Origin of the sequence: Rhodoferax sp. (genome assembly GCF_018780565.1) — a bacterium.
In the GTDB taxonomy this organism is placed as follows: domain Bacteria; phylum Pseudomonadota; class Gammaproteobacteria; order Burkholderiales; family Burkholderiaceae_C; genus Rhodoferax.
Map to the genome: position 1 here is coordinate 32,778 of NZ_JADMJN010000005.1, position 25,756 is coordinate 58,533.

Below are 25,756 nucleotides of genomic sequence, written 5' to 3' on the forward strand. Positions count from 1 at the left end.
TTCACACTTGTTGAAGTTTCAAGTGAATAGAAGAAAATATTGCGATATAATTTGGGGCTAAGCAAAAAGAGCTCGAGTCCTTTTGCTTGGTCCTTGCAGTTCGCTGCACTGACAATTTCCGGAAATTGTTTCGTTAACTCACTAGGTATTTTTCAAATGAATAAATCGCTCGTTTTGGCTGCTGTTATCGCTGCCGCTGCTCTGGCTGCTTGTGGTAAAAAAGAAGAAGCTCCTGCTCCTGCAGCCGCTCCTGCTCCTGCTCCTGTTGCTGCTCCAGCACCTGCTGCTGCTCCAGCACCTGCTGCTGCTCCCGCTCCTGAAGCTGCTGCTTCTGGTGCTGCTGCCGGCGCTGCTGCTGTTACCGGCGCTGCTGCTGATGCTGCCAAGGGTGCTGCTGTTGCTGTTGGCGCTGCTGCCGACGCTGCCAAAGGCGCTGCTAACGATGCTGCCAAGAAGGCTGCTGAAGTTGCTGCCCCAGCGAAGAAGTAAGCTTTTGCTTTCTCAACTTTGTTGATGAAAAAGCCACCGTCAGGTGGCTTTTTTATTGCCTGAAAGAATTTAGAGTTGTAGCCACACCGTGCCGGATGCTGGATGTGCGGCCACAATTTCTGACGGGTCCCGACCTGTTGCGCGGGCCAGGGTTTGTATGGCAAGTTCGGGATGATTGTTGCGTTCGCTTAAATGAGCCGCAATGAGATGCTTCAGGCCGTCGTGGCAAACCGCAGTGGCAATGCCTGCTGCTTGATCATTGGACAAGTGGCCGAATCGTCCCCCGACGCGTCGTTTGAGAAACTCGGGATAGCTTGAACTTGCGAGGAGATCCGGGTCGTGGTTGCATTCAAGGATCAGCGCGTGGCAACCCGCCAATTGCTCGATTACATGGGGTGTGGCGTGTCCCAAATCGGTCAGAATGCCGAGCCGTTTCGAGGTATCCGAGATCACCAACTGGAGTGGCTCCTGCGCATCGTGGGGCACAGTGAAGGGCATGATCTGCAGGTCTTTGATCTGGATGCTGGTGCAGTCGCAGGCTCGCATCAGCAATCCGTCGAAATCGGGAGAACCCATAGCGGCATGGGTGCCATGACTCATCCACACGGGCGTTCGCCATCGCAGGGCAAATTGACGGGCATGGCCGATGTGATCACTGTGCTCATGTGTGATGAAAACAGCATCAATCGCGTCGGCTGATAATCCCGCCAGCGCCAAACGCTCGTCCAGTTGCCTGAGGGGCAGTCCGCAATCTACCAGCACCCGTGTAAAGCCGTTTGCACTGCCGGCTTCAACCACCATAGCGTTTCCCGAACTGCCACTGCCCAGGATCTTGAATCGCAGCATCCCGCGATTCGTTTATTTGAGGTCTTCGGCAATCACTTTGACGATTCGCTGAGCCGTACCCGTTGTGTCAGGTGCGCCCGCATTGTCAAGTACCGAGACGACGGTGGAGTCCCCCTGGCTGACGACAGCGATCCGGTATTTCAAAGGTTTGGCGTCCGCTTTGGAAGGGCCAAAGAGTTTGCTGAAGAAGCCGGGCTCGGCTTTGTCTGCATTGGGTTCCACATAGCGGACAAAATAGATGCCTTTGCTGCGATCCCGGTCTTCAACTGTGAAGCCGGTGCGATCCAGCGACAAACCAACACGCCGCCAAGCGCGGTCGAATCCCTCGTCAATTTGAACCACGGGTTGTCCGTTCACGGTCGCCACGCGAGAGGTGTTTTTGAGGGCACCTGCAGAAATCAGCGCCTTGGATTGCTCATGGGTGACGCCCAGCTTGACCATCAGGCGGCGCAGAAACTCTGCTTCGAGTTCGGGGTCCACGGCACGAGGCTGCCACACCGTCCGGTCCTTTTGTGCGCTGTCATACACCTCCAGCATGCCGCGATGGCTGATAAAGATGTCGGTTCCGCCGGTTGCATTTCGTTCCAGGCGGGTGCGAAACTTGTCGCGTTCACCTGTCGAGTACAGCGAGTCAAATACTTTTCCCAGCGTTCCGCGAATGATGTCTTGCGGCAGTTTGGCGCGGTTTTCCGCCCAGTCTGTTTCCATGATGCCCAGATTGGCCTGATCGAGAGCGAGCAGGAAGCCATTTTCTTGCCAGAAGTCACGCACGGGCTCCCACAGTTTGTCGGCCGGCCGATTGATGACCAGCCAGCGCTGGGTGCCCGCACGTTCAATGCGAACGTCGCCAATGGAGGTGACGGCCGTAGGCACCGTGTCGGTCGCTTGTCCAAGCTTGAAGCTTGATGCCGTCACCGGACCGCCAGGAACGGCGTACCGGGTTTCGCGGGACAGTTGTGTCAGGTCGGGCGGGACTTCCAGCGTAGGCGCCTTGCCTGAGCTTTTGTAGTCAATTTTGTCGCTCTCGAGAACGGAGCACGCACCAAGCGTCATGGAAAGGCTCAGCAGCGCAATTCTGGAAAAATGATTCACAAGAGTGTCCCTAGGGGTAATGAGAGAGGTCTGACCGGATCGATCAGACCAGGCCGCATGCCAGCAAAGCGCTTTCAACGACCACTTCGTTGACGGAGGTCAGAGGTGTCATGGGCAGCCGCATTGTGGCACCACACAGCTTCATTCTGGCCATCGCCCATTTCACGGGGATGGGGTTGGCCTCGACAAAGAGGTTTTTGTGCAGGGGCATCAGTTCAAACTGGATTTCCATGGCGCGCTTCGTGTTACCTGCCATGGCGGCAACGCACAGTTCGTGCATGAGCCGGGGCGCTACGTTGGCGGTGACGCTGACGTTGCCATGCCCACCGCACAGCATGAGGGCGACGGCAGTCGGATCATCACCCGAGTAAATGGCAAAGCCCTTGGGCGCTTCACGGATCAACCACTGGGCGCGCTCGATGTTGCCTGTCGCTTCCTTGATGCCAACGATTCCTGGCACTTTGGCCAGACGCAGAACCGTGTCATGTGCCATATCTGCAACTGAACGGCCAGGGACGTTGTACAGGACCATGGGAAGTTCAACGGCTTCGGCGATCGCCTTGAAGTGCAAAAACTGCCCTTCCTGGGTTGGCTTGTTGTAATAGGGAACGACCTGCAATTGGCAATCTGCACCGACTGCTTTGGCAAATTTGGCCAATTCGATGGCCTCGGCTGTCGAGTTGGCGCCACAACCCGCCATCACCGGTACCCGGCCTGCGGCTTGCTCCACCGATACGCGGATGATTTCGCAATGTTCCTGCACATTGACCGTGGGCGATTCACCAGTGGTGCCAACGACGCCAATGCAGTCGGTGCCCTCTGTGATGTGCCAGTCGATCAGTTTACGCAGCGTGGGGTAGTCAACACTACCATCCTCATGCATAGGGGTGACAAGTGCGACGATGCTGCCCGAGATTTGGCCGGTTGAGGATGTCATGTCCGAGTAATTAAACGGTAAATCAGCATTTTAACTAGAGTGAGAAAATCAAAGCGGATATCGCTTGGGTACTCGGTGGTCCGAGCCCGTCAAATCATCGCGAACCGCAGCAATGCGTTGTACGAAACGGGGGGGATTGTCCAGAAAACCGTCTTCAAAGGCGATCAAGCGCATACCCCGGAACGTGGTGAGCAATTCAGCAGGCTGCAGCAGGAAATCGGGTCTTGACGGCTTTCCCACCGTTTCATTGCCTGTGGCAAAGGTTTCGTAAATCAGCAGACCTCCGGGTGCAACGCTTTGGGCAATGACCGGAAATAGTGCTCGCCACAGGTAGTTGGTGACGATCACGGCGTCAAACTGACGCAGTTGGTCGCCGTTCCCGAGGGGCCAGGGACCCTGTTCGATGTCTGCCAGAACGGCTTCGCCGTAAGCGGCTGCCGCGTTGATGGCTTCAGGCGAGCGGTCAATGCCCGTGACGCGGTGGCCCAGTTCTGAAAACCATTTCATGTGCCGACCATGGCCGCAGGCAATGTCCAGCACCGAGCCTGGGCGCGGGGCGAGGTGGCTCCAGCGTCGAACCCAGCTGGATGCTGGTTCCCTGCCGTGAGCGGGAGAACTTGGTGATTTATCCACAGTAGAGGAGTTGCTTGGTCTCAGAAACAGGCCCAAATCTGATCTGCCAGCTTGAGCAGGAAGTCAGGGCGTGTGTACAAGGAGAACACCGCCAGGAGGAGGGTCAAAGCACCCGCATAGAGGAGTGCCTTGTAGCCATGCTTCATGATGTTGATGTCAGGCCACCCTGCGGCGCAGTTCTGCGAACGATGGATGCTTCCTTCACCGGCATATTTGCCAGGGCCGCCAATACCCCCAGCGCAATGGCGATGTACCAGACCACGTCATAACTGCCGGTGCGATCGTACAGGTAGCCGCCCAGCCACACGCCCAGAAAAGAGCCGATCTGATGGCTGAAAAACACAAAGCCACTGAGCATGGACAGGTGTGCAACGCCGAAGATCTGCGCCACCGTGGCGTTGGTGGGAGGCACTGTGGAGAGCCACAACAGTCCCATCACGGCCGAAAAAACATAGACGCTCAGCGGCGACAGGGGGACCAGCAGAAACAGGGAGATTGCCACCGTTCTTGCGAGGTAGATGAAGACCAGGATGTTCTTCTTGGGCATTCTTTGCCCCAGTGAGCCGGCCGCATAAGTGCCAAAGACGTTGAACAGGCCAATCAGCGCCAGGGCATAGCTGGCGACCTGGGGTGACAAACCGTGGTCCTTCAGGTAACTGGGCATGTGCACCCCAATGAAAACCACCTGGAAGCCGCAAACGAAATAGCCCGCCATGAGCAACTGAAAGCTGCGGTATTGGAATGCTTCTTTCAGTGCCTGAACGATGCTTTGATCGCGCTTTGAAGCGGTGCCAGCAGAAAATCCAGGCTCACGCAATCCCCAGGCCAGTGGCGCGATCAGCAGTGCTGCAAGACCCAAGGCCACCAGGGCCTCTTTCCAGCCCAGGCTGTCAATCAGAAAGCCTTCCGTCGGCACCATCAGGAACTGGCCGAAAGAACCCGCAGCGGCGGCCACGCCCATGGCCCAGGAGCGCTTATCCAGACTGACGTTGCGCCCGATCACCCCGTAGACCACAGCATAGGTGGTTCCCGCCTGGGCCATGCCGATAAGCACGCCAGCCGTCATGGCAAACCAGAATGGCGTGGACGAGTTGGCCATCCCGACCAAACCCAGCGCGTAAAGCACTGCACCCAGCACAATGACCTTAAAGGCGCCAAATTTGTCGGCAGCCATGCCGGCAAAAATACCGGCGAAGCCCCAAGTGAGGTTCTGGATGGCAATGGCCAGCGCAAAGGTCTCACGGCTCCAGTTCTGGGTTTGGGTGATGGGTTGCAGCCACAGGCCGAAGCCGTGGCGGATGCCCATGGACAGGGTCACGATGGCTGCGCCGCAAATGAGAACCTGTGTGATCGAGAGCGGTCTGGAGGGTGTTGTCATGAGCCAAATATAGTCGCTCTCGGCAGCGGCCGCTCTGTCGCCAAATTGGGCTTGCGGCATGAGGCCTGTATTTTCATCCAGTTGTTTGATGGCAAGCGACTACAATTCAAGGCTATGGCAGTTAAACCAATATCCGAATATTCAGAGGGTTCCATCCGCGTGCTCAAGGGCCTGGAGCCGGTCAAGCAGCGGCCCGGGATGTACACCCGCACCGACAATCCGCTTCATGTGATCCAGGAAGTGCTGGACAACGCGGCCGACGAGGCGCTGGCGGGGCATGGCAAGAAAATCAAGGTTTTGTTGCATACGGACGGATCCGTCAGCATTGAAGATGATGGCCGGGGCATCCCCTTTGGCCTGCATCCCGAAGAAAATGCACCCGTGATCGAACTGGTTTTCACACGTTTGCATGCGGGCGGCAAGTTTGACAAAGGCAAGGGCGGCGCTTACAGCTTTTCGGGCGGTCTGCACGGCGTGGGTGTCAGCGTGACCAATGCCTTGGCCAAGCGTCTGGAAGCCACAACCTACCGCGAAGGCATGGTGGCGCGCCTGGTTTTTGAAAATGGCGACGTGGCGGAAGCCTTGCAGGCACGCAAGGCTGGCGAAGGTGACCGGAAGTCGGGCACGACTGTGCGCGTGTGGCCCGATGGCAAATATTTCGAGGCATTGGCACTCCCCATGGGGCAGCTGACGCATCTGCTGCGCAGCAAGGCTGTCCTGATGCCAGGCGTGACGGTCAGTCTCATCAACGAGAAAGCCGGTGAAACCCAAACCTGGATTTACAAGGGCGGCTTGCGCGACTACTTGATGCAGACGCTGGGTGGCGAACCCGTTATTCCTCTGTTCGAGGGCGAGGGCTTTGCCGACGCGCAGCACGACAGTTTTGCTGAAGGCGAGGGCGCTTCCTGGTGCGTTGCGTTCACGGAGGATGGTCAGCCGGTGCGTGAGAGTTACGTCAATCTGATCCCCACCAGCGCTGGCGGGACCCATGAAAGCGGCTTGCGCGACGGCCTGTTCACGGCGGTCAAGAGCTTCATCGAGTTGCATTCCCTGCTGCCCAAAGGCGTCAAACTGCTGCCGGAAGATGTGTTTGCCCGTGCCAGTTATGTGCTGTCCGCCAAAGTTCTGGACCCGCAGTTTCAGGGGCAGATCAAGGAGCGCCTGAACTCGCGCGATGCGGTGCGCCTGGTATCGAGTTTTGTACGCCCGACGCTGGAGCTCTGGCTGAACCAGCACGTTGAATACGGCAAGAAGCTTGCCGAACTCGCCATCAAGGCGGCCCAGACCCGGCAGAAGGCCGGTCAGAAAGTCGAGAAACGAAAGGGCTCTGGCGTGGCCGTATTGCCAGGCAAGCTGACCGACTGCGAAAGCCGGGACCTGGCCCACAATGAAGTGTTTCTGGTGGAAGGAGACTCCGCCGGGGGCAGCGCCAAGATGGGCCGCGACAAGGAAAGCCAGGCCATCCTGCCTTTGCGCGGCAAGGTGCTCAATACCTGGGAAGTCGAACGCGATCGCCTGTTTGCCAATACTGAAATCCACGACATTGCGGTGGCGATCGGTGTCGATCCGCATGGTCCCAATGACAGCCCTGACCTGAGTGGGTTGCGCTACGGCAAGGTGTGTATCTTGTCGGACGCCGATGTGGATGGCTCGCATATTCAGGTCTTGCTGCTCACCCTGTTCTTCAGGCACTTTCCCAAGCTGATTGAAACGGGCCATGTGTTTGTGGCACGCCCGCCGCTGTTTCGCGTCGACGCCCCGGCCCGCGGCAAGAAGCCTGCTTCCAAAGCCTACGCGCTCGATGACGGCGAGTTGACCGCCATCCTCGACAAGCTGCGCAAAGAAGGCGTGCGGGAAGGGGCCTGGAGCATCAGCCGCTTCAAGGGTCTGGGCGAGATGAACGCCGAGCAGCTGTGGGACACCACACTCAATCCGGACACCCGGCGTTTGCTGCCGGTACAACTGGGCAGCATGGATTTTGCGCAAACCGAAGGGCTGATCACCAAACTGATGGGCAAAGGTGAGGCTGCGGCGCGCCGTGAGCTGATGGAGCTTCACGGAGACTCTGTCGAGATCGATATTTGATGCACCTGCTGCTTCGTTGTCGTCGGGTTGCTTCAGGTTTTTTTGGCCTGATGCCCTCGTTTTATATAGGCTTATTGCTATTATTTTTGCAGCAATCGGCGCATGCGGATATCTGGGCTTATGTGGACGACAAGGGCGTTGCCCACTTTGCAACAGAACGCTTGGACGAGCGGTATGAAATCTTTTCCCGAGGTGGCGAAAACTTCGATACCGCCACGGGCCAGAGGGGTGCAGGCGCTTCTGGCAGTCCGGTGGTAGCGCCGGCAGTCTTGTCGGCGGCAGGGGCCCGGATGCTTGGTTTTTTTGAAGTCTCGCCCAGCTTCCGAGTCGTCAAGACCTACCTGCGCGAAGCGTCCACCTTTCACAGTATCGATTTTGAGTTGCTGCAGGCCCTGATTGCGACCGAGTCCGGCTTTGACGCCATGGCGGTGTCACCCAAGGGCGCCATTGGATTGATGCAGATCATGCCCGCCACAGCGGCGCGCTATGGCCTTGAAGGGGACAAGCGCACATCCATCGAGAAAAAGCTTTCTGACCCCAGGACCAATGTCAGAACCGGCAGTCGCTATTTGCGGGATCTGCTCAATCTTTTCCCCGGGCAGCTTGAACTGGCTTTGGCCGCTTACAACGCGGGCGAGGGGGCCGTGCAGCGTGCGGGCAACAAGATCCCCAATTACAAAGAGACGCAGAACTACGTCAAAACCGTGATGCAGCTCTACACCCTGCTCAAGCCTTCCGCCTTGAGCCAGAACCCACGCCAGGCGCCGACCCGGGTGCGCATGGAAATGCAGGGGGGCGCTTTGAGCCGCGGCAACATGATTTCATCGGCTCCACCGCCGATCCCCAATGCCAACTTCAAGACCGAGACTGACTAGTTTTCATGACTGACCAACCGATACTCGATTTTTCCCAGAGTCCAGAGCCCACCGACGGCGACGACGCTCCCAGCCTTGCTTCGTACGCGCAACGCGCCTACCTTGAATACGCTCTGAGCGTGGTCAAGGGTCGCGCCTTGCCCGACGTGTGCGATGGTCAGAAGCCGGTGCAACGGCGCATTCTGTATTCCATGTCGCGCATGGGCTTGGGCTTTGGCGGTGCCAACGGCAACACTGGCGCCAAACCTGTTAAATCTGCCCGGGTCGTGGGTGATGTGCTGGGTCGTTTTCATCCGCACGGTGACTCGTCGGTGTATGACGCTGCGGTGCGTATGGCGCAGGACTTTTCCTTGCGTTACCCGTTGATTGACGGCCAGGGCAACTTTGGCTCACGGGACGGCGATGGCGCCGCTGCGATGCGCTACACCGAGGCGCGGCTGGCCAAGATCACCAGCTTGCTGCTGGATGAAATCGACGAAGGTACTGTTGATTTCACGCCCAACTACGATGGCTCCACTGAGGAGCCGCGCCAGTTGCCGGCCCGCTTGCCGTTTGCCTTGCTGAATGGCGCCAGTGGCATCGCCGTGGGCTTGGCCACTGAAATCCCCAGTCACAATTTGCGGGAAATTGCCGATGCCTGTGTGGCACTCATCAAGTCCCCCAAGCTCGGCGATGACGAATTGTTTGCCATTGTTCCGGGCCCCGACTATCCGGGGGGCGGTCAGATCATCAGTAGCGCTGGCGACATTGCCGATACCTACCGCAGCGGGCGTGGTTCGCTCAAGGTGCGGGCGCGCTGGAAGATCGAGGAACTGGCGCGCGGCCAATGGCAACTGGTTGTCACTGAGCTGCCGCCAGGCGTCAGTACCCAGCGCGTGCTGGAAGAAATTGAGGAGTTGAGCAACCCCAAAATCAAGGCCGGCAAGAAGGCGCTATCGCTGGAGCAAACCCAGCTCAAGGCCACCGTGCTGTCGGTGTTGGATGTGGTGCGTGACGAGTCCAGCAAGGATGCGGCAGTGCGTCTGGTGTGCGAACCCAAGACCAGCCGGATCCAGCAGCAGGAACTCATTACCACCTTGCTGGCGCACACCAGCCTGGAGACTTCCTCGCCGATCAATCTGACCATGGTCGGACTCGATGGCCGGCCCACCCAGAAGTCCCTGCGGCAGATGCTCAACGAGTGGATCGAGTTCCGCCAGGTCACGATCGAACGCCGCTCGCAGTATCGCCTGGACAAGGTTCTGTCCCGCATCCATATTCTGGAAGGCCGTCAGCTGGTGCTGCTCAATATTGATGAAGTGATTGCCATCATTCGTCAGGCAGACGACCCCAAGGCCGCGCTCATTGCACGCTTCAATTTGTCGGAGCGTCAGGCCGAAGACATTCTTGAAATTCGCCTGCGCCAGTTGGCTCGTCTGGAAGCCATCAAGATTGAGCAAGAGCTCAAAGAGTTGCGCGATGAGCAGAAGAAGCTTGAAGAAATTTTGGGCAGCCCCACGGCGCTGCGCAAATTGATGATCAAGGAAATCGAGGCCGATGCCAAAACCTTCGCCGATCCGCGCCGTACCCTGATCCAGGCCGAGAAAAAAGCGGTCCTGGAAGTCAAGGTGGTGGACGAACCCGTGACCGTGGTGGTGAGCCAAAAAGGCTGGGTTCGTGCGCGCAGCGGGCATGGGCATGATGCATCCAGCTTCGCCTTCAAGTCGGGCGACGGCTTGTATGGCACTTTTGAGTGCCGCACGGTGGACACCTTGCTGGCCTTTGGTAACAACGGCCGCGTTTACTCGGTGGCCGTTTCGCTGTTGCCTGGCGCCCGTGGCGATGGACAACCACTGACAACCCTGCTGGAGCTGGAAGCCGGCACCCAATTGCTGTATTACTACGCGGGCCCAGCCAGCGCCACCCTTTTGCTCAGCAGTTCAGGTGGTTATGGGTTCCTGGCCTCGGTGGAGAACATGACTTCCCGACTCAAAGGCGGCAAGGCCTTTGTGAGTTGCAGTGACGGCGAGTCCTTGTGCCAGCCCTCGCCAGTGGCGGGTAGCTCAGGCGCCGTGCCGCTGACACCTGCTACCCACGTGGCCTGTGCTTCCACCGGAGGCCGGATCCTGACGTTTGAGATCAACGAACTCAAATCCATGGCCAACGGCGGTCGGGGACTGATGCTGATTGACCTTGAACCCAAGGATGCCCTGGCCGGTGCTGCTGCCTACACGCGCAGCATTCGCATCGAAGGTATTGGCCGGGGCGGAAAAGCCAGGGAAGAGACGCTGGAGATCCGAAGTCTCAACAACGCCCGTACGGCCCGCGCCCGCAAGGGCAAGGCTGCCGATCTGGGCTTCAAGCCCACCTCGATCACACGCGTCGAGTAAGGGCCTCAAGCCCGATCAATCAGGCTTGGGCAGCTGGTCCACGATCTGGCGTATCAGGGTGAGCGTGGCCTGCTGCGTCAGCGTGGCGGGTCGCAGTGAGCTGGTTGCCAGCGAAACCTTGGTGCGCAGTGCTGGATCACGGATCTTGCGCACGGTGAAGGCAGAGGGCCTGACCGAATTCGCCACTGCGTTGCGCGACAGCACGGCGCAGCCTGCGCCGTCGGCCACCAGATCGAGAATGGCCGACACGCCGTCAATCTCCAAGGCGATTTTCAGGCGGCAGCCAATGTTGGCCAGTTCCGATTCCACGTGCATGCGAATGGCATTGGGTCGGCTTGGAATCACCAGGGGCAACTCCGCGACCGCTTTCAATGAAATGGGACCGGGGGAGGGGTCTTCCTGCAGGCCCGGCGGGCGGGCCTGGACCAATGCCAGGTCTTCCTCGAGCAGTGGGGAGATGTCTATGTCGGTGCTTGGCTGAGCGTTGTACAGCACGGCAATGTCCAGTCGCCCATTCACCAAGGACTCCTGCATGGCCACGGACAGGCCTTCGCTGATTGAAATGCTGGCGTCGGGCATTTGCTGGCGAAAAGCCCGCGTCAGTGGTACCGTCAGCACCCGTGCCAGGCTGCTGGGTAATCCCACTGCCACGCGGCCGGCCAAGGCTCCGCGCACCCGGCCCAATTCCTCGCGCGCTCGCTCCACCTGATGCAAGATGCCACGGCCATGGGCCAGCAGAAGGCGTCCGGCTTCGGTGGGTATGGCACCACGCCCATTGCGGGTTAACAGGTTCTGCCGCAGTTCTACTTCCAGCAGGCGTACCTGGCGGCTGAGCGCGGGTTGTGCCACGTCCAGCGCGATGGAGGCGCGGGTGAAGCTGCCGAGTTCGGCTACGCGCACAAAGTACTCGAGTTGTTTCAGATCCATGGGTGCTGCTGGGGAATAACTGATGCCTTATTATGCCAATTGGATATAGCTGCTAGTGGTCCGCCTGTCTTAGCAAGCAGCACTGATCCCGCCAAAATGCAGTTCATGCAAAACGCCGTTTCTTCATCGCGACCCACCCTGCGGGGTATTTCGTCCATGGCCACCCGCCAGTTGCTGGCAGAACTGGTGCAGATGTATGCACAGCGTTCGGACGGTGAAATCGCCATCGAATCGGTCGGCGGCGTGGATGCTGCCAAACGTGTGCAAGCGGGGGAACCTTTTGATCTGGTCATTCTGGCTTCCGACGCGATTGACAAGCTGATTGCAACGGGTCACATCGATGCGAGCAGCAAGGTTGATCTGGTGCACTCCGGCGTCGCAGTCGCGGTGCGCGCCGGTACGCCGCAGCCTGATATTGCTTCGGAAAACGCCGTACGGCAGGCTGTGCTGGCGGCGCGCAGCATCAGTTATTCCACCGGACCCAGCGGCGTGGCCTTGGTCAAACTGTTCGAACGTTGGGGCATTGCAGACCTCATTCGAGAACGCATTGTGCAGGCGCCTCCCGGTGTTCCGGTGGGGGCGCTTGTGGCGCGGGGTGAGGTTGAATTGGGCTTTCAGCAGCTCAGTGAATTGATCCACGTGCCCGGCATCACCCTCGTGGGATCCTTGCCGCCAGAGATCCAGATCACAACCACTTTTTCTGCCGGCATAGGCAGCGGCTCGACCCAGGCTGCGGCCGCGCACGATCTGCTTGAATTCATGGCCTCTGCGCAGGCTGCAGAGGCCAAGCGGCGCCAGGGTATGGAGCCTGCCTGACGGCTGTCGCTTTCGCCCAATTTTTGTATACATCAGGAGACCTTCGTGAAGAACCCCATGATCATTGACTGTCACGGCCACTACACCACCGCGCCCAAGGCGCTGGAGAACTGGCGCAACCAGCAGATTGCCGGCATCAAGGACCCGGCCCTCATGCCCAAAGTCGCAGACCTCAAGATCAGCGACGATGAGCTGCGCGAGTCGATTGAGACCAATCAGCTCAAGTTGATGAAAGAGCGCGGCTCCGACCTCACCATCTTCAGCCCGCGCGCCAGTTTCATGGCACACCACATCGGCGACTTCAATGTCAGCTCGACCTGGGCGGCCATCTGCAATGAGCTGTGCTACCGCGTGAGCCAGCTGTTCCCCGACAACTTCATCCCCGCTGCCATGCTGCCTCAAAGCCCGGGCGTGGACCCCCGCACCAGCATTCCCGAGCTGGAAAAATGCGTCAAGGAATACGGCAATGTGGGCATCAACCTCAATCCCGACCCCAGTGGCGGCCACTGGACCTCGCCACCCTTGAGCGACCGGCACTGGTACCCGATCTACGAGAAGATGGTCGAGTACGACATCCCCGCGATGATTCACGTGTCCACCAGCTGCAACGCGTGCTTTCACACCACCGGTGCCCACTATCTGAACGCCGACACCACCGCCTTCATGCAGTGCCTGACCTCGGACTTGTTCAAGGACTTTCCGACATTGAAGTTCATCATTCCGCACGGCGGCGGCGCGGTGCCTTACCACTGGGGTCGTTTTCGCGGTCTGGCGCAGGAGCTGAAAAAGCCGCTGCTGAAGGATCACCTGCTGAACAACATCTTCTTTGACACCTGCGTCTACCACCAGCCCGGCATCGACCTGCTGACCAAGGTCATCCCGGTCGACAACATTCTGTTTGCCAGCGAGATGATCGGCGCCGTGCGTGGCATCGATCCTGAGACCGGCAATTACTTTGATGACACCAAGCGTTATATCCAGGCATCCACCATCCTCAATGACGAGCAACGCTACAAAGTCTATGAGGGCAATGCACGGCGCGTGTTCCCGCGCCTGGATGCTGCATTGAAAGCCAAAGAAAGCAAGCAGGTGAAAGCATGAGCACCCCCATGAACAATCTCGGCATCGTCAAACGCCATATCACCCGTGCCGACAAGGCAGCAGTTGACAAACTCTCGCGTTTTGGCGTGGCCACCATTCACGAGGCCATGGGTCGCGTGGGCCTGATGAAGCCTTACATGCGGCCCATCTACACCAGCGCGCATATCTGCGGCACAGCAGTCACTGTACTGCTGCAGCCCGGTGACAACTGGATGATGCACGTGGCCGCCGAGCAACTCCAGCCGGGTGACGTGGTAGTGGCCGCCTGCACCACGGACAACGAAGATGGGTTCTTTGGCGACCTGCTGGCAACATCCTTTCAGGCGCGTGGCGCGATGGGTTTGATCATCGATGGCGGCGTGCGCGATGTGAAGGACCTCACCGAGATGAACTTCCCCGTGTTCAGTCGCGCCATCCATGCCAAGGGCACCATCAAGGCCACACTGGGCTCGGTCAACGTCCCCGTGGTGTGTGCGGGTGCCGCCGTCAACCCGGGCGATGTGGTGATTGCCGACATTGACGGCGTGGTGGTGGTGCCTGCGGCTATTGCCATGCAGGTGGCCGATGCCGCTGAAGCCCGCGAAGCCAATGAAGGTGCCAAGCGTGCCGTCTTTGCCTCGGGCGTGCTGGGTCTGGATTACTACAAGATGCGTGAAGGTCTGGAAAAGGCCGGTCTCAAGTACATCGACTGATACGGCTTGTGATGATCTAACCATAACGACGAGCCAACCATGTTCAACTCATTCAACAGAACCTCATCCCGGCTGCTTGCCGGCCTCGCTGCGTTGACATTGGCTTGCCCGCTGTGGGCCCAGTCGCAGCCGTTCCCGAGCAAGCCGGTCAAGGTCGTGGTGGGCTACTCGGCGGGTGGCGCTGTCGATGCCGTGGCGCGCACCATAGGCCAGGCGCTTTCAAGCAGCCTGGGCCAGCCCGTGATCGTGGAAAACAAACCCGGTGCTGGTACCAATATCGCAGTCAAGTCGGTCATCGATGCCGCGCCCGATGGCTACACCCTGTTGATGGCGGCCAATGCACTGGCCGCCAATATGGCGCTGTACCAGCCGGCTCCATTTGATGCTGAACGCGACCTGGTTGCCGTGTCGCTGGTGGGCCGCGTGCCGGTGGTGATTGCCGCCAATGCCAGTGCGTCGTATGCGAGCATTGCCAGTCTGATTGCATCCGCCAAGGCCAAGCCCGGCGGCATTGCCTTCGCCACGCCTGGCAATGGTTCCACGCCGCACATGGCCGTGGAGTTGTTCGAACGTGCCGCCGGCATCACGCTGCAGCATGTGCCTTACCGTGGTGGCGCCCAGGCTATTACGGATGTGATTGGCGGTCAGGTGCCGCTGGTGGCAGTGAATGCCCTGGAGGTGCAACCCCATGTGAAAAGCGGCAAGCTCAAGGTGCTGGCAGTGCTCAGCACCAACCGCTCGGCGATCTTTCCGGACGCGCCCACCATTGCCGAATCCGGCTTCCCTGGCTTCGAGGCCTCGGTCTGGTACGGCCTGGTCGCGCCTGCCGCCACGCCCAAGGCTACGGTAGCCAAGCTGCACGCTGAAGTGCAAAAAGCCCTGCAGACCAAGGAAGTGCGTGAGCGTATGACGCAGGTTGGCGGCGAGGTTTTGCCCGGAAGCTCCGAGATGTTCTCAGCCCTGATCCATTCCGAGCGCCAGCGTTACGAAAAGCTGGTGCGTGAGGCCAATATCAAGCCAGATTGAGAAGAAGGAAAACCATGGAATTCACCAAAACGCCAGGCTGGCTCGACTGGTATGCCGGTCCCAGCAAGCCCCGCTTCAAGCTGCCAGCGGGTGCGGTCGATGCGCACTGCCATGTGTTTGGTCCAGGCGACCAGTTTCCCTATGCCCCCGAGCGCAAGTACACACCGTGCGATGCGTCCAAGGACCAACTGTTCGCCCTGCGCGACCATCTGGGGTTCGACAAGAATGTGATCGTGCAGGCTACCTGCCATGGCTCGGACAATCGCGCGCTGGTCGATGCCCTGAAGGCCTCCAACAACAGGGCCCGCGGCGTGGCCACCGTCAACCGCAGCGTGACGGATGCCGAGCTGCAGGACATGCATGCCGCCGGTGTGCGCGGTACCCGCTTCAATTTCGTCAAACGCCTGGCCGACTTCACGCCGCGTGAAGTGTTGCTGGAAATTGCCAACCGCATTGCGCCGCTGGGCTGGCATGTGGTGGTGTACTTTGAGGCGCAGGACCTGCCCGAGTTGTACGACTTCTTCACCGCCTTGCCTACCACGGTGGTGGTGGACCACATGGGGCGCCCCGATGTGAGTAAACCGGTGAGCGGCCCCGAGTTCGAGTTGTTCGTCAAGATGATGCGTGAGCACCGCAATATCTGGAGCAAGGTGAGCTGTCCCGAGCGCCTGAGCGTGGGCGGCCCGCCGGCCCTGAACGGCGAGCAAAATGCTTACCGCGATGTGGTGCCGTTTGCCCGGCGACTGGTGGAAACCTTTTCCGACCGTGTGCTATGGGGCACCGACTGGCCGCATCCCAACCTGAAGAACCACATGCCGGACGATGGCCTGCTGGTGGACTACATTCCCCACATCGCCACCACGCCAGCTCTGCAGCATCAACTGCTGGTAGACAACCCAACCCGCCTGTACTGGCCTGAACTTGTGAAAGGCTGATGATGTCACTCGATAAACCTTACCTGGATGTTCCCGGCACCACCATTTTCGATGCCGAGCAAGGCCGCAAGGGCTACCACCTGAACCAGTTCTGCATGTCGCTCATGAAGGCGGCGAACCGCGAGCGATTCAAGGCCAATGAGCGGGCTTATCTGGATGAGTGGATGATGAGCGAAGACCAGAAACTGGCCGTTCTGGCCCGCGATCTCAACCGCTGCATCGCATTGGGGGGCAATATCTATTTCCTCGCCAAAATCGGCGCCACCGATGGCAAAAGCTTCCAGCAGATGGCGGGCAGCATGACCGGCATGACCGAAGAGGAATACCGCGACATGATGGTCAGTGGCGGCCGCTCGGCCGAGGGCAACCGCGTGATCGGTGAAGACGGCGATGCCCAGGCCCATCGACAACCCCAAGGCCGTGCAGGTCAGAAAGCGAGCGCCTGATCATGGCCAGAATTACCGCCTCCGTGTACACCTCGCATGTACCCGCCATTGGTGCTGCACTCGATCTGGGCAAAAGCAACGAGCCCTATTGGCAGCCCGTGTTCAAGGGTTACGACTTTTCCAAACAATGGCTGAAGGACAACAAGCCCGATGTCATCTTTCTGGTCTACAACGACCATGCCAATGCCTTCAGCCTGGACATGATTCCCACCTTTGCCATTGGCACGGCGGCCGAGTTCACCCCGGCGGATGAAGGCTGGGGTCCGCGCCCGGTGCCCAAGGTCATGGGCCATCCGGAGCTGGCGGGGCACATTGCGCAATCTGTTATCCAGCAGGACTTTGACCTGACCATTGTCAACAAGATGGATGTGGACCATGGCCTTACGGTGCCGCTGTCCCTGATGTGCGGCCAGCCGCAAGCCTGGCCTTGCGCAGTCATTCCGTTTGCCGTCAATGTGGTGCAGTACCCGGTTCCGTCGGGGCGTCGTTGCTTCGAACTGGGCAAGGCGATTCGCCGTGCTGTCGAGTCGTATGATGAACCTCTCAACGTGCAAATCTGGGGCACGGGCGGTATGAGCCACCAGCTTCAAGGTCCGCGCGCAGGTTTGATCAACAAAGAGTTCGACAACGATTTCCTTGATAAGCTGATTGCCGATCCGGCTGCCGCTGCGGCGATTCCTCACATCGACTACGTGCGCGAAGCCGGTTCTGAAGGCATTGAACTGGTCATGTGGCTGGTGGCACGCGGTGCCATGGGCGATCAGGCTGGCGGCAAGCCGCCCAAAGTGGCGCATCGCTTCTACCATGTGCCTGCCAGCAACACCGCGGTTGGCCATCTGATTCTGGAGAATCCCTAAATGAGCAAAACCATCAAAGTTGCCCTGGCAGGAGCGGGTGCCTTTGGCATCAAGCATCTCGATGGCATCAAAAATATCGAGGGCGTTGAAGTCATCTCCTTGATCAGTCGTGATCTGGAAAAAACCAAAGAGGTCGCAGCCAAATATGGCATCGGCCATGTCAGCACCCATCTGGCGGATAGCCTGGCGTTGAAGGAGGTGGACGCCGTCATTCTGTGCACGCCCACGCAAATGCACGCCGAGCAGTCGATCGCCTGCATGCGGGCGGGCAAACACGTGCAGGTGGAGATTCCCCTGGCTGACAGTCTGCGAGGCGCCCTCGAGGTTGCTGCTACCCAGGAAGAGACCGGCCTGGTGGCGATGTGTGGCCACACGCGTCGCTTCAACCCCAGCCACCAGTATGTGCACAAGCAGATTGCGGCGGGCAAGTTCAACATTCAGCAAATGGATGTGCAAACCTACTTCTTTCGCCGTACCAACATGAATGCGCTGGGTCAGGCGCGTAGCTGGACCGATCACCTGCTGTGGCACCACGCTGCGCACACGGTGGATTTGTTTGCCTACCAGTGCGGCAGTCCGATCGTGAAAGCCAATGCGGTGCAGGGGCCGATCCATCCCACACTGGGCATTGCGATGGACATGAGCATCCAGCTCAAGGCTGCCAACGGTGCCATTTGCACGCTGAGTCTGAGTTTCAACAACGACGGCCCCTTGGGCACCTTCTTTCGCTACATCGGCGACAGTGCGACCTACATCGCCCGCTATGACGATCTGTTCAATGGCAAGGAAGAAAAAATCGATGTGAGCAAGGTGGATGTGTCCATGAACGGCATCGAGTTGCAGGACCGCGAGTTCTTTGCCGCCATCCGTGAGGGCCGCCAGCCCAACAGCAGTGTGGCGCAGGTGTTGCCGTGCTACCAGGTGCTGCACGATCTCGAGCAGCAGCTCAAGGCCTGAGCGGAGCCAGCATGCAGCAAAGAAAACTGGGTGAATTCACGGTCAGTGCCATCGGCCTGGGATGTATGAACCTCAGCCACGCCTACGGTCCGGCCGTGTCGGCAGAGCAGGGCGAACGTGTGCTGCTCGGTGCTCTGGACGCGGGCGTTACGCTGTTTGACACCGCTGCCCTTTACGGCTTTGGTGCCAATGAAACCTTGGTGGGCAAGGTCATGAAACCGCACCGCCAGAAATTCACCCTGGCCAGCAAGTGCGGCATGCAGGGTGTGGATCTTGGCGACGGCAAACCCGTGCGTGTGATCGACGGACGCCCCGACACCATTCGCAAGACCTGCGAGGACAGCCTGCGTCGCCTGCAAACCGACGTGATTGACTTGTACTACCTGCACCGTTGGGATAAAAGAGTTCCCATTGAAGACAGTGTGGGAGCCCTGAGCGATCTGGTGCGCAAAGGCCACATCCGCTGCATTGGCCTGAGCGAAGTGTCCGCCGCGACCTTGCGTCGCGCGCATGCCGTGCATCCGATTGCAGCCCTTCAAACCGAGTATTCCTTGTGGACGCGCAACCCGGAGATAGCTGTGCTGGATGCCTGCAAACAACTTGGCGTGGCCTTTGTGGCCTTCAGCCCGGTGGCGCGGGGCTTTTTGTGTGGCGATCTGAAAGACGTGAGTACGCTGGATGCCAAAGACATCCGTCGTACCATGCCACGTTTCGAGCCAGCCAACTATGCGGCCAACCTGATGTTGCTACCGGCCTACAACGCTGTTGCCAAAGAGGTGGGGTGCACCCCATCGCAGTTGGCCATTGCCTGGCTGCTGCACCAGGGCGAGCACATCATCCCCATTCCCGGCACCACCAGCGTGGCACATCTGGCGCAAGACCTGGAAGCAGAACAAGTGCAACTAAGCCCGGCCACCATGGCGCGGCTCGACACCCTGATCAACCAGAACAAGGTGACGGGTAGCCGCTACAACGCCCAGGGCAACAGCGAAGTCGATACCGAAAATTTCTAAGCAGGGCAGGGTATCGCATCAACGCCAGTGGTGATGACCGCGATAGCCACCCCAGTAGCCAAAGCCCAACTGAACCGCCACTGGTGGGTAGTAGGGCTGTACGTAATAGCCCGGATAAATAACGGTGGGCGCAGCCATAACCACGTTGGGTGATTGCGCATATGTCGTCTGCGGTGCCTGCGCGGTATAGGTGGGCGGCGCTGCCTGCGCTGCAGCACCGATGGGTGATACCTGAAGCCGTATGGTGGGCCCCGGGTCATTTGGCATTTGCACCGAATACTGCTTGCCAGCGTATTCGTACACGACGTTATAGGCCACGGGCCGACTCTCGTAAAACGTTTGGGTGCCACAGCGCTGCACGTTTTGGAGCTGCTGCTGTGGAGCGCCTTCGACGCGGTCGCCAACGATGGCACCACCGATGATGCCAATCATGGTCGCAGCTGCTTTGCCCGTACCACCACCCACCGCGTTGCCCATCGCCCCGCCAGCCACGGCACCCATGACCGCGCCTGCGCCGCTCTTGGGTTGTTGCACTGCAATCTGCTCCGTGGAACACACCTGCCGGGGCACTCCGACTTGTTCAACAATCGGCGTTGCGGAAATGACGCGCCCCATCTCCTGCGCGCCGCACAGGCCGCTGGCAAGCATCGCGGCTGACAAAAGAAGCAGTTTTTTCATGATATTCACCTTCGTAAGCCTGCATGGCGGTATGGCAATTTGAATCATGCTTCTTTGAGGTTCATTCTTTATTGGAGTTCGGTGAAGGGTATGTAAAGATGGAACAATGTTGTAACTCGGCTCCGCCGATAGCCATTTACCCTATCCATGACGCCATCTCACCACCTCAGCAGCGGCTTTCGCAATAGTGATTCTCACATTCAGATTGGCAACTTTCCCTGGTACGAGATGGTGTGGCGTGGCTTGCGTGGTGATTTCAAACCACTGGCCGCACCCACGGGCGGCTACGAGGCCTTTGCCCGCGAATGGAGCACCGCAGTCGATCACGCCCGTCTCGCCAAGCGTCAGCACGATCCTGTGGTGACCTGGCTCGGGCACGTTACCGTCTTGCTGCAAGTGGGTGGGCTCAATATCCTTACCGATCCCACGCTGGCCGGCTTTGCCGGGCCGTATGGCCGCTACGGCGCGCCGCGCCGCGTACCCGCACCTCTGCAACCCCAGGATCTGCCGCCGATTGATGTGCTGCTGGTCTCGCACAACCACTACGATCACCTGTGTGATGCCACGATCGCCGGTCTGATGGCTGCCGGTCAACGGCCGCAGATTTTTGTGCCCCTGGGCCTGAAGCCCTGGTTCGATGCACGCCAGATCGCCAATGTGACCGAATTGGACTGGTGGAGCCATGCCGAGATCCATGCCAACGCCCAGGGTGCTGCCCTTAAAGACCCGGTACGGCTTCACTTCACCCCCGCGCAGCACTGGAGCCGGCGTACGCCTTTCGATACCAATGCCTCACTCTGGGGTGGCTATATGGTGGAGTGGCACCGTGGCGGCGCTGAACCCTGGCGTTTTTTGTTTCCTGGCGACACCGGTTACTCAGCCGACTTCAAAGCGATACGCAAGCGCCTGGGGGCTGTGGATTTTCTGGCGTTGCCGATTGGCGCCTACCTGCCACGGGATTTCATGAAGAATATGCACGTCAACCCTGCCGACGCGGTGCAGCTCATGCTGGATCTGGACGCCCGGCAATCGATGGGTGTGCACTGGGGAACTTTCATGCTGACGCAGGAGTCTTTCGACCATCCCCCGCGGGACCTTGCCGCCGCATTGCGCCAGCGTGGACTGAGGGATGAACTTGTGTGGCTGATGCGCCATGGCGAAACGCGCACCATACCTTTGTGATGAAAGGCTTTGATGAAGTATCTTTTCTTTCCCCGGAGTTCCCTGTGCTTGTGTTTGTCGCTGCTGACGGCGTGCAGCACTTATGCACCGCCCACCGCGCTCAACGGCATGGGTCGCGAGGACCTTGTGGCCCGCATGGGGCCTCCTGCCATGGAGCGAAAAGTTGATGGAAATACGCGCCTGGAATTTCCACGTGGACCGCGTGGTACGCAGACCTGGTTCGTCTATTTGGATGGCACTGGCCGGGCCAGCCGCGCAGAGCAGGTTTTGACCGAGCAAAATTTCAGTCGCATCGCCGTCGGCATGGCGAAGGGTGATGTGCACTTGTTGTTGGGGCAACCCAGTGAGGTGCAGGTACTCGGGCGCGCGCGCGGTGAGGTGTGGAGCTACCGTTACGACAACTACCAGTGCAACTGGTTCCAGGTTGAGTTGACACAGGAGCAGCAAGTACGTTCAACTGGCTACGGTCCACCGCCTGAATGCGAGAGGCGCGACTAGTGCACTGACGGGTGAGCACTCGGATTGTGATGCCGCGGGCATCCCTCTTTCGCTGTGTGCCACTTTGATGTGTAATCAAGATCCCTTGTGACAGGTAAGAAAGGATGCTCTCATGAAGATCTCCATTCGCGCTACCCGGTTGTTTGCATCGCTGTTGCTCACTTTGCCGCTGATGGTGCAAGCGCAGGGCACAGCCAAACCCGAAACAATCCTGAGCGAAGTCATATCCGGTATGCCCAGAGGCGACAAGCAGGAGATACGGGTGCTCACCGCTAGTTTCAAACCGGGCGATAAAACCGTCTTTCATTCGCATCGTTTTCCGGTGACTGTATTCGTATTGGAAGGCGCATTCACCCTGGAGATGGCCGGACGTTCGCCGGTTGTCGTCAAGGCCGGCGAAGCATTCGTAGAACCACCCAACGTCAAGATGACGGGCTATAACCGCAGCACCACCGACCCGCTCCGCGTTGTAATTTTCTACACCAGTGACCCCAAGACACCGTTCCTTGACCTCATTCAATAGCGGACACAACACTGCCAAGCGTTAATCGTCCAGTCTTTGAGGGGACTCCATCAAGCCCATGCCCGGGGCAAAATAGCTGTTTTTTCAACCAATCAAGAGGCATTCTGTGAGCAAAGAATTTGACATCGTCGTCCATGGCGCAACTGGTTTTACGGGGCGCCTTGTGGTTGAGTACTTGTTGACGCAGTCTGATAAAAGCCTGCGCTGGGCCATGGGCGGGCGCAGCGCCGAAAAGCTGGCCGCTGTGCGCGATGAGCTGGGTGCCCCGGCGGATACCCCTTTGGTGGTCACCGACAGTGCCGATGCCGCCAGCCTGCAGGCGCTGATGGACCGCACGCGGCTGGTGTTGACCACGGTAGGCCCCTACCAGCTGTATGGTAATGAGCTGGTGCAGGCTTGCGCGACATCGGGCGTGGATTATGTGGATCTGTGCGGCGAGCCCGCCTGGATGCGCAAGATGATCGATGCCCACCACGCGCAAGCCCAGGCCAGCGGTGCCCGCATCGTGTTCTCCTGCGGGTTTGATTCCATCCCCTTCGATCTCGGCGTGTTGATGCTGCAAAACGAGATGAAGGCGCGCTTTGGTGGCCCGGCGTCACGCGTGCGCGGGAGGGTGCGCAAGATGAAAGGCACGTTTTCCGGGGGCACGGCTGCCAGCTTGCAAGCCACCATGGCGGCTGCCGCGACCGACCCCAGCGTGTTGAATCTGCTTCGCGACCCGTTTGCCTTGACCCCCGGTTTTGAAGGACCGCGCCAGCCGTCAGGCACCAAACCCATGCTGGATGAAGCGCTGGGTGTGTGGGTGGCACCGTTCATCATGGCGGCGATCAACACGCGCAATGTGCACCGTTCCAACTTCTTGCTGGGCCAAGCCTATGGCGCAGATTTTGTCTACGACGAAATGCTGATAACCGGCCCGGGCGACAAAGGCGAGGCCATTGCCAAGGCCGTGGCGGCGGACAAGTCCATGGGCTCCAGTGATGGCCCCAAGCCCGGCGAAGGCCCCTCACGCGCCGAGCGTGAAGCCGGCTACTACGACGTGCTTTTTGTCGGCAACAACGAACGCGGCGACACCCTGCGCGTGAGCGTGCGGGGCGACCGGGACCCCGGCTATGGCTCCACCTCCAAAATGATCACCCAGGCGGCCATTTGCCTGCTCAAGGACGCCAGCCAAACGCCGGGCGGCATCTGGACGCCAGCCGCCGCCATGGGCGTGCCTTTGATTCAGCGCTTGCAAGCCCATGCGGGCTTGACCTTTGCGGTAGAGGCCGCGTAAACGCTGGGCTCAGTTGAACTTCATCATGCTCGGGTTGCGGCCTTGAAGCATGTCCTGCATCCGCTTTTCGACGGCTGGCAAGGTGGTCTTCTGGTGGGTGATGATGTAAAACTGCTTGGCCTGTACTGCGGCGAAGACCTTGTCGGCCACTTCGTCCGGTGAGATACCTGTTTCCACCGCGCTGCTGACGGTCGAGGTAATCGACATCAGTACCGGGTCGGCCTGGCGGGCCGCCGTCAGCTTCGCATCCGGTTCGTGCTGAACGCTGGTATGGATGGATGTTTTGACCCACTCAGGGCACAACACCGACACGCCCAGCTTCGTTTTACGCAGGCTCAAATCGTGATGCAAGCCTTCTGACACCGCCACCACCGCAAACTTGCTGGCGTTGTAGCTGGCAAACGAGGGGGCCGGTATCAAACCCGCAGCCGATGCGGTGTTGACGATATGGCCTTCTTCGTTCGCTTCCAGCATGCGTGGCACAAACGCCCGCAGGCCGTTGGTGACTCCGTACAAATTGATGCCCATCACGCGGTCCCATTCCGACTGGGGTGCCGTCCAGGCGGTGTTGGTGGCTGCCACACCGGCGTTGTTCACCAGCAAATGCACTTTGCCAAACCGCTCAAACGCAAGATCGGCCAAGGCCATCACCTCTGACTCCCTGGAGACATCGGTGCGCAGGCCAACGGCCTCACAGCCCTTTTGAGAGAACTCCGCCACCACCTTGTCCAGCCCAGCGGCATCCACATCGGCCAATACCAGTTTCATGCCGGCCTGGGCGGCCCGCTCGGCAATGGCTTTGCCAATGCCGCTTGCGGCCCCGGTGATCACTGCAACTTTTCCCTTGAATTCTTTCATGCTCATGGTTCCTGTTTGAATGGGGGCGCGGGGATGACTCTCCCGGCGCAGGCGTGTAGCTTAGCGTCAAGGGCCAGGTTTCACCGGCACACGCAAATCATCCAGGTAATCCTGTTTGATGTTCACCGTGCTCTGCACACCCAGCGAACTGAAGTGTTCAATCAACCAGGCCTTGGCGTGGGTGCGGCCCAGCTCGTGCAAAGACTGAATCAGGCTGGCGCTGATCGACGTCTTGGTAGACGCTGCAAACGCTTCCAACGCCTCGCCGCCGTCAATGCGGTGCATCAGCACATCCTTGTAGTGCGCCGGGTCCAGCTTGCCCTCGGCCAGCAGGCGTTTGACGAAATCAATCGCGCGCATCTCGGCAATCAGGCCCGCGTTGAAGGTCACCTCGTTGATGCGGTCCATGATTTGCGCACTGGTGGTGGGCAACTGGCTGCGCTTGATCGGGTTGATCTGCACCAGCAGGATGTCGCGCCCCGCGCAGTTGTAAATCAAGGGGTGGATGGCGGGGTTGCCCGAGTAGCCACCATCCCAAAAGTGGTCGCCCTCTATCTCCACCGCATGAAACGCCAGGGGCAGGCAGGCCGAGGCCATCACCGCTTTGGCGGTCAGGCGCTTGCCCGAGAACACTTCGGCCTTGCCGGTGGACACGCGGGTGGCCACCACAAACACCTTGAGCGAGTCCAGCCGCTCCAGCGCTTCAAAATCAATCTGCTGCTCCAGAAACTTGCGCAGCGGGTTGATGTCAAACGGGTTGCTCTGGTAGGGCGACACGGTGCTGCTCCAGAAATTGGTCATGGCGTTGGCCCAGGCGGCCGCAGGCGAGTCGCTGCCAGCGGCGCGGCCAAACAGCACCTCAAACGGCCCGCGCTGCGCTTCTGACAAGGCACCCATGGTCACAATGCCATTCCAGAAGCTCGCCAGCGCCTGGCGCGCAGCCTCTCGCGGGTCGCCCTGACCCTTGGTCTGCACCTGGGCAAAGCCATGCGCCAGCGCCACCGCGTTCATGGCCCCGGCGCTGGTGCCGCTGATGCCTTCCAATGCAATGCGCCCGTCTTCCAGCAGTGCGTCCAGCACGCCCCACGTGAAGGCCCCGTGCGAGCCGCCACCCTGCAAGGCCAGGTTAACGCCCGCAGAGCGGGGCAGGGAAGGCTGGGCCGGTTGGGTGTGGGTATTCGAGTTCATGTTTCAAGAATAGCAAGAAAGCCCTGCGGCTGAAATAAACCGAAACAAACCGATACCGCCCAGACAGCACAGCGCAGCC

At 59.4% G+C, this 25,756-nt stretch carries 27 protein-coding genes; 17 read left to right on the plus strand and 10 right to left on the minus strand.

From position 1 onward, the window contains the following. The first annotated feature begins 211 nt into the window (after positions 1-211). The gene (locus tag IV109_RS07670; protein ID WP_296694558.1) at positions 212-514 is read left to right on the plus strand and encodes a hypothetical protein; all 303 of its coding nucleotides are present in this window, start codon (positions 212-214) and stop codon (positions 512-514) included. A gap of 44 nt (positions 515-558) precedes the next feature. On the opposite strand, the gene IV109_RS07675 is transcribed toward IV109_RS07670, so the two are convergent. From IV109_RS07675 to IV109_RS07700, 6 genes are read right to left on the minus strand one after another with little or no spacing between them, the layout of a single operon-like run. Further along, positions 559-1,335, minus strand: a complete 777-nt coding sequence (locus IV109_RS07675; protein ID WP_296694560.1) for an MBL fold metallo-hydrolase — start codon at positions 1,333-1,335, stop codon at positions 559-561. Positions 1,336-1,347: 12 nt separating this feature from the next. Then, the gene (bamC, locus tag IV109_RS07680) at positions 1,348-2,427 is read right to left on the minus strand and encodes an outer membrane protein assembly factor BamC (protein ID WP_296694561.1); all 1,080 of its coding nucleotides are present in this window, start codon (positions 2,425-2,427) and stop codon (positions 1,348-1,350) included. 43 nt (positions 2,428-2,470) lie between these two features. Beyond that, positions 2,471-3,364, minus strand: a complete 894-nt coding sequence (gene dapA, locus IV109_RS07685) for a 4-hydroxy-tetrahydrodipicolinate synthase (protein WP_296694564.1) — start codon at positions 3,362-3,364, stop codon at positions 2,471-2,473. A gap of 48 nt (positions 3,365-3,412) precedes the next feature. Further along, positions 3,413-3,997 carry a class I SAM-dependent methyltransferase gene (locus tag IV109_RS07690; RefSeq protein ID WP_296694566.1) on the minus strand — a complete coding sequence of 195 codons (585 nt, stop codon included), beginning with the start codon at positions 3,995-3,997 and terminating at the stop codon, positions 3,413-3,415. 20 nt (positions 3,998-4,017) lie between these two features. Next, on the minus strand, positions 4,018-4,143 hold the full coding sequence (locus tag IV109_RS07695) for a hypothetical protein (protein ID WP_296694568.1): 126 nt from the start codon (positions 4,141-4,143) through the stop codon (positions 4,018-4,020). Next, on the minus strand, positions 4,140-5,375 hold the full coding sequence (locus IV109_RS07700) for an MFS transporter (RefSeq protein WP_296694571.1): 1,236 nt from the start codon (positions 5,373-5,375) through the stop codon (positions 4,140-4,142). The genes IV109_RS07695 and IV109_RS07700 overlap by 4 nt, the downstream gene beginning before the upstream one ends. A gap of 114 nt (positions 5,376-5,489) precedes the next feature. Between IV109_RS07700 and IV109_RS07705 the strand changes: the two genes are divergently transcribed. From IV109_RS07705 to parC, 3 genes are read left to right on the plus strand one after another with little or no spacing between them, the layout of a single operon-like run. Further along, a complete protein-coding gene (locus tag IV109_RS07705; protein ID WP_296694573.1) occupies positions 5,490-7,460 on the plus strand; it encodes a DNA topoisomerase IV subunit B in 1,971 nt (656 codons plus the stop codon). A gap of 50 nt (positions 7,461-7,510) precedes the next feature. Next, a complete protein-coding gene (locus IV109_RS07710; protein ID WP_296695708.1) occupies positions 7,511-8,335 on the plus strand; it encodes a transglycosylase SLT domain-containing protein in 825 nt (274 codons plus the stop codon). 5 nt (positions 8,336-8,340) lie between these two features. After that, positions 8,341-10,704, plus strand: a complete 2,364-nt coding sequence (gene parC, locus IV109_RS07715; RefSeq protein ID WP_296694576.1) for a DNA topoisomerase IV subunit A — start codon at positions 8,341-8,343, stop codon at positions 10,702-10,704. A 15-nt stretch (positions 10,705-10,719) separates the two neighbouring features. On the opposite strand, the gene IV109_RS07720 is transcribed toward parC, so the two are convergent. Beyond that, the gene (locus tag IV109_RS07720; protein ID WP_296694578.1) at positions 10,720-11,631 is read right to left on the minus strand and encodes a LysR substrate-binding domain-containing protein; all 912 of its coding nucleotides are present in this window, start codon (positions 11,629-11,631) and stop codon (positions 10,720-10,722) included. A 96-nt stretch (positions 11,632-11,727) separates the two neighbouring features. Here IV109_RS07720 and IV109_RS07725 point away from each other — a divergent pair, with 96 nt between their 5' ends. From IV109_RS07725 to IV109_RS07765, 9 genes are read left to right on the plus strand one after another with little or no spacing between them, the layout of a single operon-like run. Continuing rightward, a complete protein-coding gene (locus IV109_RS07725; RefSeq protein WP_296694580.1) occupies positions 11,728-12,447 on the plus strand; it encodes a substrate-binding domain-containing protein in 720 nt (239 codons plus the stop codon). A 57-nt stretch (positions 12,448-12,504) separates the two neighbouring features. Then, on the plus strand, positions 12,505-13,548 hold the full coding sequence (locus IV109_RS07730) for an amidohydrolase family protein (protein ID WP_296695711.1): 1,044 nt from the start codon (positions 12,505-12,507) through the stop codon (positions 13,546-13,548). Then, positions 13,545-14,240: a 4-carboxy-4-hydroxy-2-oxoadipate aldolase/oxaloacetate decarboxylase gene (gene ligK / locus IV109_RS07735; protein ID WP_296694582.1), complete on the plus strand. Its 696-nt coding sequence runs from the start codon at positions 13,545-13,547 to the stop codon at positions 14,238-14,240. The genes IV109_RS07730 and ligK overlap by 4 nt, the downstream gene beginning before the upstream one ends. Positions 14,241-14,279: 39 nt before the next feature. Beyond that, positions 14,280-15,266, plus strand: coding sequence for a tripartite tricarboxylate transporter substrate binding protein (locus IV109_RS07740; RefSeq protein ID WP_296694584.1), 987 nt, complete (start codon positions 14,280-14,282; stop codon positions 15,264-15,266). Between the two features lie 14 nt (positions 15,267-15,280). Continuing rightward, positions 15,281-16,201, plus strand: a complete 921-nt coding sequence (locus tag IV109_RS07745; RefSeq protein ID WP_296694586.1) for an amidohydrolase family protein — start codon at positions 15,281-15,283, stop codon at positions 16,199-16,201. 2 nt (positions 16,202-16,203) lie between these two features. After that, complete coding sequence (ligA, locus tag IV109_RS07750; RefSeq protein ID WP_296694587.1) at positions 16,204-16,647, plus strand: protocatechuate 4,5-dioxygenase subunit alpha; 444 nt, start codon at positions 16,204-16,206, stop codon at positions 16,645-16,647. Between the two features lie 2 nt (positions 16,648-16,649). Beyond that, positions 16,650-17,504 (plus strand): class III extradiol dioxygenase subunit beta, encoded by an 855-nt coding sequence (locus IV109_RS07755; RefSeq protein WP_296694589.1) that lies wholly within the window; start codon positions 16,650-16,652, stop codon positions 17,502-17,504. Continuing rightward, positions 17,505-18,461, plus strand: a complete 957-nt coding sequence (locus tag IV109_RS07760; RefSeq protein WP_296694591.1) for a Gfo/Idh/MocA family oxidoreductase — start codon at positions 17,505-17,507, stop codon at positions 18,459-18,461. 11 nt (positions 18,462-18,472) lie between these two features. Next, positions 18,473-19,474, plus strand: a complete 1,002-nt coding sequence (locus tag IV109_RS07765; RefSeq protein WP_296694593.1) for an aldo/keto reductase — start codon at positions 18,473-18,475, stop codon at positions 19,472-19,474. 18 nt (positions 19,475-19,492) lie between these two features. Here IV109_RS07765 and IV109_RS07770 read toward each other — a convergent pair whose 3' ends face one another. Continuing rightward, on the minus strand, positions 19,493-20,152 hold the full coding sequence (locus tag IV109_RS07770) for a hypothetical protein (protein ID WP_296694595.1): 660 nt from the start codon (positions 20,150-20,152) through the stop codon (positions 19,493-19,495). Positions 20,153-20,299: 147 nt separating this feature from the next. Between IV109_RS07770 and IV109_RS07775 the strand changes: the two genes are divergently transcribed. From IV109_RS07775 to IV109_RS07790, 4 genes are all read left to right on the plus strand, one after another. After that, positions 20,300-21,334 (plus strand): MBL fold metallo-hydrolase, encoded by a 1,035-nt coding sequence (locus IV109_RS07775; protein ID WP_296694598.1) that lies wholly within the window; start codon positions 20,300-20,302, stop codon positions 21,332-21,334. 12 nt (positions 21,335-21,346) lie between these two features. Next, positions 21,347-21,832 carry a hypothetical protein gene (locus IV109_RS07780; protein WP_296694600.1) on the plus strand — a complete coding sequence of 162 codons (486 nt, stop codon included), beginning with the start codon at positions 21,347-21,349 and terminating at the stop codon, positions 21,830-21,832. Between the two features lie 112 nt (positions 21,833-21,944). Continuing rightward, positions 21,945-22,355, plus strand: coding sequence for a cupin domain-containing protein (locus tag IV109_RS07785; RefSeq protein ID WP_296694601.1), 411 nt, complete (start codon positions 21,945-21,947; stop codon positions 22,353-22,355). 106 nt (positions 22,356-22,461) lie between these two features. After that, positions 22,462-23,631, plus strand: coding sequence for a saccharopine dehydrogenase NADP-binding domain-containing protein (locus tag IV109_RS07790; protein WP_296694602.1), 1,170 nt, complete (start codon positions 22,462-22,464; stop codon positions 23,629-23,631). 9 nt (positions 23,632-23,640) lie between these two features. Here the strand turns inward: IV109_RS07790 and IV109_RS07795 are convergent, their stop codons facing one another. Both IV109_RS07795 and IV109_RS07800 read right to left on the minus strand, forming a co-directional pair. Next, complete coding sequence (locus tag IV109_RS07795; RefSeq protein WP_296694603.1) at positions 23,641-24,489, minus strand: SDR family NAD(P)-dependent oxidoreductase; 849 nt, start codon at positions 24,487-24,489, stop codon at positions 23,641-23,643. Between the two features lie 66 nt (positions 24,490-24,555). After that, positions 24,556-25,677: a patatin-like phospholipase family protein gene (locus tag IV109_RS07800; RefSeq protein ID WP_296694604.1), complete on the minus strand. Its 1,122-nt coding sequence runs from the start codon at positions 25,675-25,677 to the stop codon at positions 24,556-24,558. Positions 25,678-25,756 lie beyond the last annotated feature (79 nt).

Coding starts and splice junctions, on each gene's coding strand:
- IV109_RS07675 (WP_296694560.1), bottom strand. CDS start 1,335: ATGCTGCGATTCAAGATCCTGGGCAGTGGCAGTTCGGGAAACGCTATG.
- dapA (WP_296694564.1), bottom strand. CDS start 3,364: ATGACATCCTCAACCGGCCAAATCTCGGGCAGCATCGTCGCACTTGTC.
- IV109_RS07695 (WP_296694568.1), bottom strand. CDS start 4,143: ATGAAGCATGGCTACAAGGCACTCCTCTATGCGGGTGCTTTGACCCTC.
- IV109_RS07700 (WP_296694571.1), bottom strand. CDS start 5,375: ATGACAACACCCTCCAGACCGCTCTCGATCACACAGGTTCTCATTTGC.
- IV109_RS07705 (WP_296694573.1), top strand. CDS start 5,490: ATGGCAGTTAAACCAATATCCGAATATTCAGAGGGTTCCATCCGCGTG.
- IV109_RS07710 (WP_296695708.1), top strand. CDS start 7,511: ATGCCCTCGTTTTATATAGGCTTATTGCTATTATTTTTGCAGCAATCG.
- parC (WP_296694576.1), top strand. CDS start 8,341: ATGACTGACCAACCGATACTCGATTTTTCCCAGAGTCCAGAGCCCACC.
- IV109_RS07720 (WP_296694578.1), bottom strand. CDS start 11,631: ATGGATCTGAAACAACTCGAGTACTTTGTGCGCGTAGCCGAACTCGGC.
- IV109_RS07725 (WP_296694580.1), top strand. CDS start 11,728: ATGCAGTTCATGCAAAACGCCGTTTCTTCATCGCGACCCACCCTGCGG.
- IV109_RS07730 (WP_296695711.1), top strand. CDS start 12,505: ATGATCATTGACTGTCACGGCCACTACACCACCGCGCCCAAGGCGCTG.
- ligK (WP_296694582.1), top strand. CDS start 13,545: ATGAGCACCCCCATGAACAATCTCGGCATCGTCAAACGCCATATCACC.
- IV109_RS07740 (WP_296694584.1), top strand. CDS start 14,280: ATGTTCAACTCATTCAACAGAACCTCATCCCGGCTGCTTGCCGGCCTC.
- IV109_RS07745 (WP_296694586.1), top strand. CDS start 15,281: ATGGAATTCACCAAAACGCCAGGCTGGCTCGACTGGTATGCCGGTCCC.
- ligA (WP_296694587.1), top strand. CDS start 16,204: ATGTCACTCGATAAACCTTACCTGGATGTTCCCGGCACCACCATTTTC.
- IV109_RS07755 (WP_296694589.1), top strand. CDS start 16,650: ATGGCCAGAATTACCGCCTCCGTGTACACCTCGCATGTACCCGCCATT.
- IV109_RS07760 (WP_296694591.1), top strand. CDS start 17,505: ATGAGCAAAACCATCAAAGTTGCCCTGGCAGGAGCGGGTGCCTTTGGC.
- IV109_RS07765 (WP_296694593.1), top strand. CDS start 18,473: ATGCAGCAAAGAAAACTGGGTGAATTCACGGTCAGTGCCATCGGCCTG.
- IV109_RS07770 (WP_296694595.1), bottom strand. CDS start 20,152: ATGAAAAAACTGCTTCTTTTGTCAGCCGCGATGCTTGCCAGCGGCCTG.
- IV109_RS07775 (WP_296694598.1), top strand. CDS start 20,300: ATGACGCCATCTCACCACCTCAGCAGCGGCTTTCGCAATAGTGATTCT.
- IV109_RS07780 (WP_296694600.1), top strand. CDS start 21,347: ATGAAGTATCTTTTCTTTCCCCGGAGTTCCCTGTGCTTGTGTTTGTCG.
- IV109_RS07785 (WP_296694601.1), top strand. CDS start 21,945: ATGAAGATCTCCATTCGCGCTACCCGGTTGTTTGCATCGCTGTTGCTC.
- IV109_RS07795 (WP_296694603.1), bottom strand. CDS start 24,489: ATGAAAGAATTCAAGGGAAAAGTTGCAGTGATCACCGGGGCCGCAAGC.
- IV109_RS07800 (WP_296694604.1), bottom strand. CDS start 25,677: ATGAACTCGAATACCCACACCCAACCGGCCCAGCCTTCCCTGCCCCGC.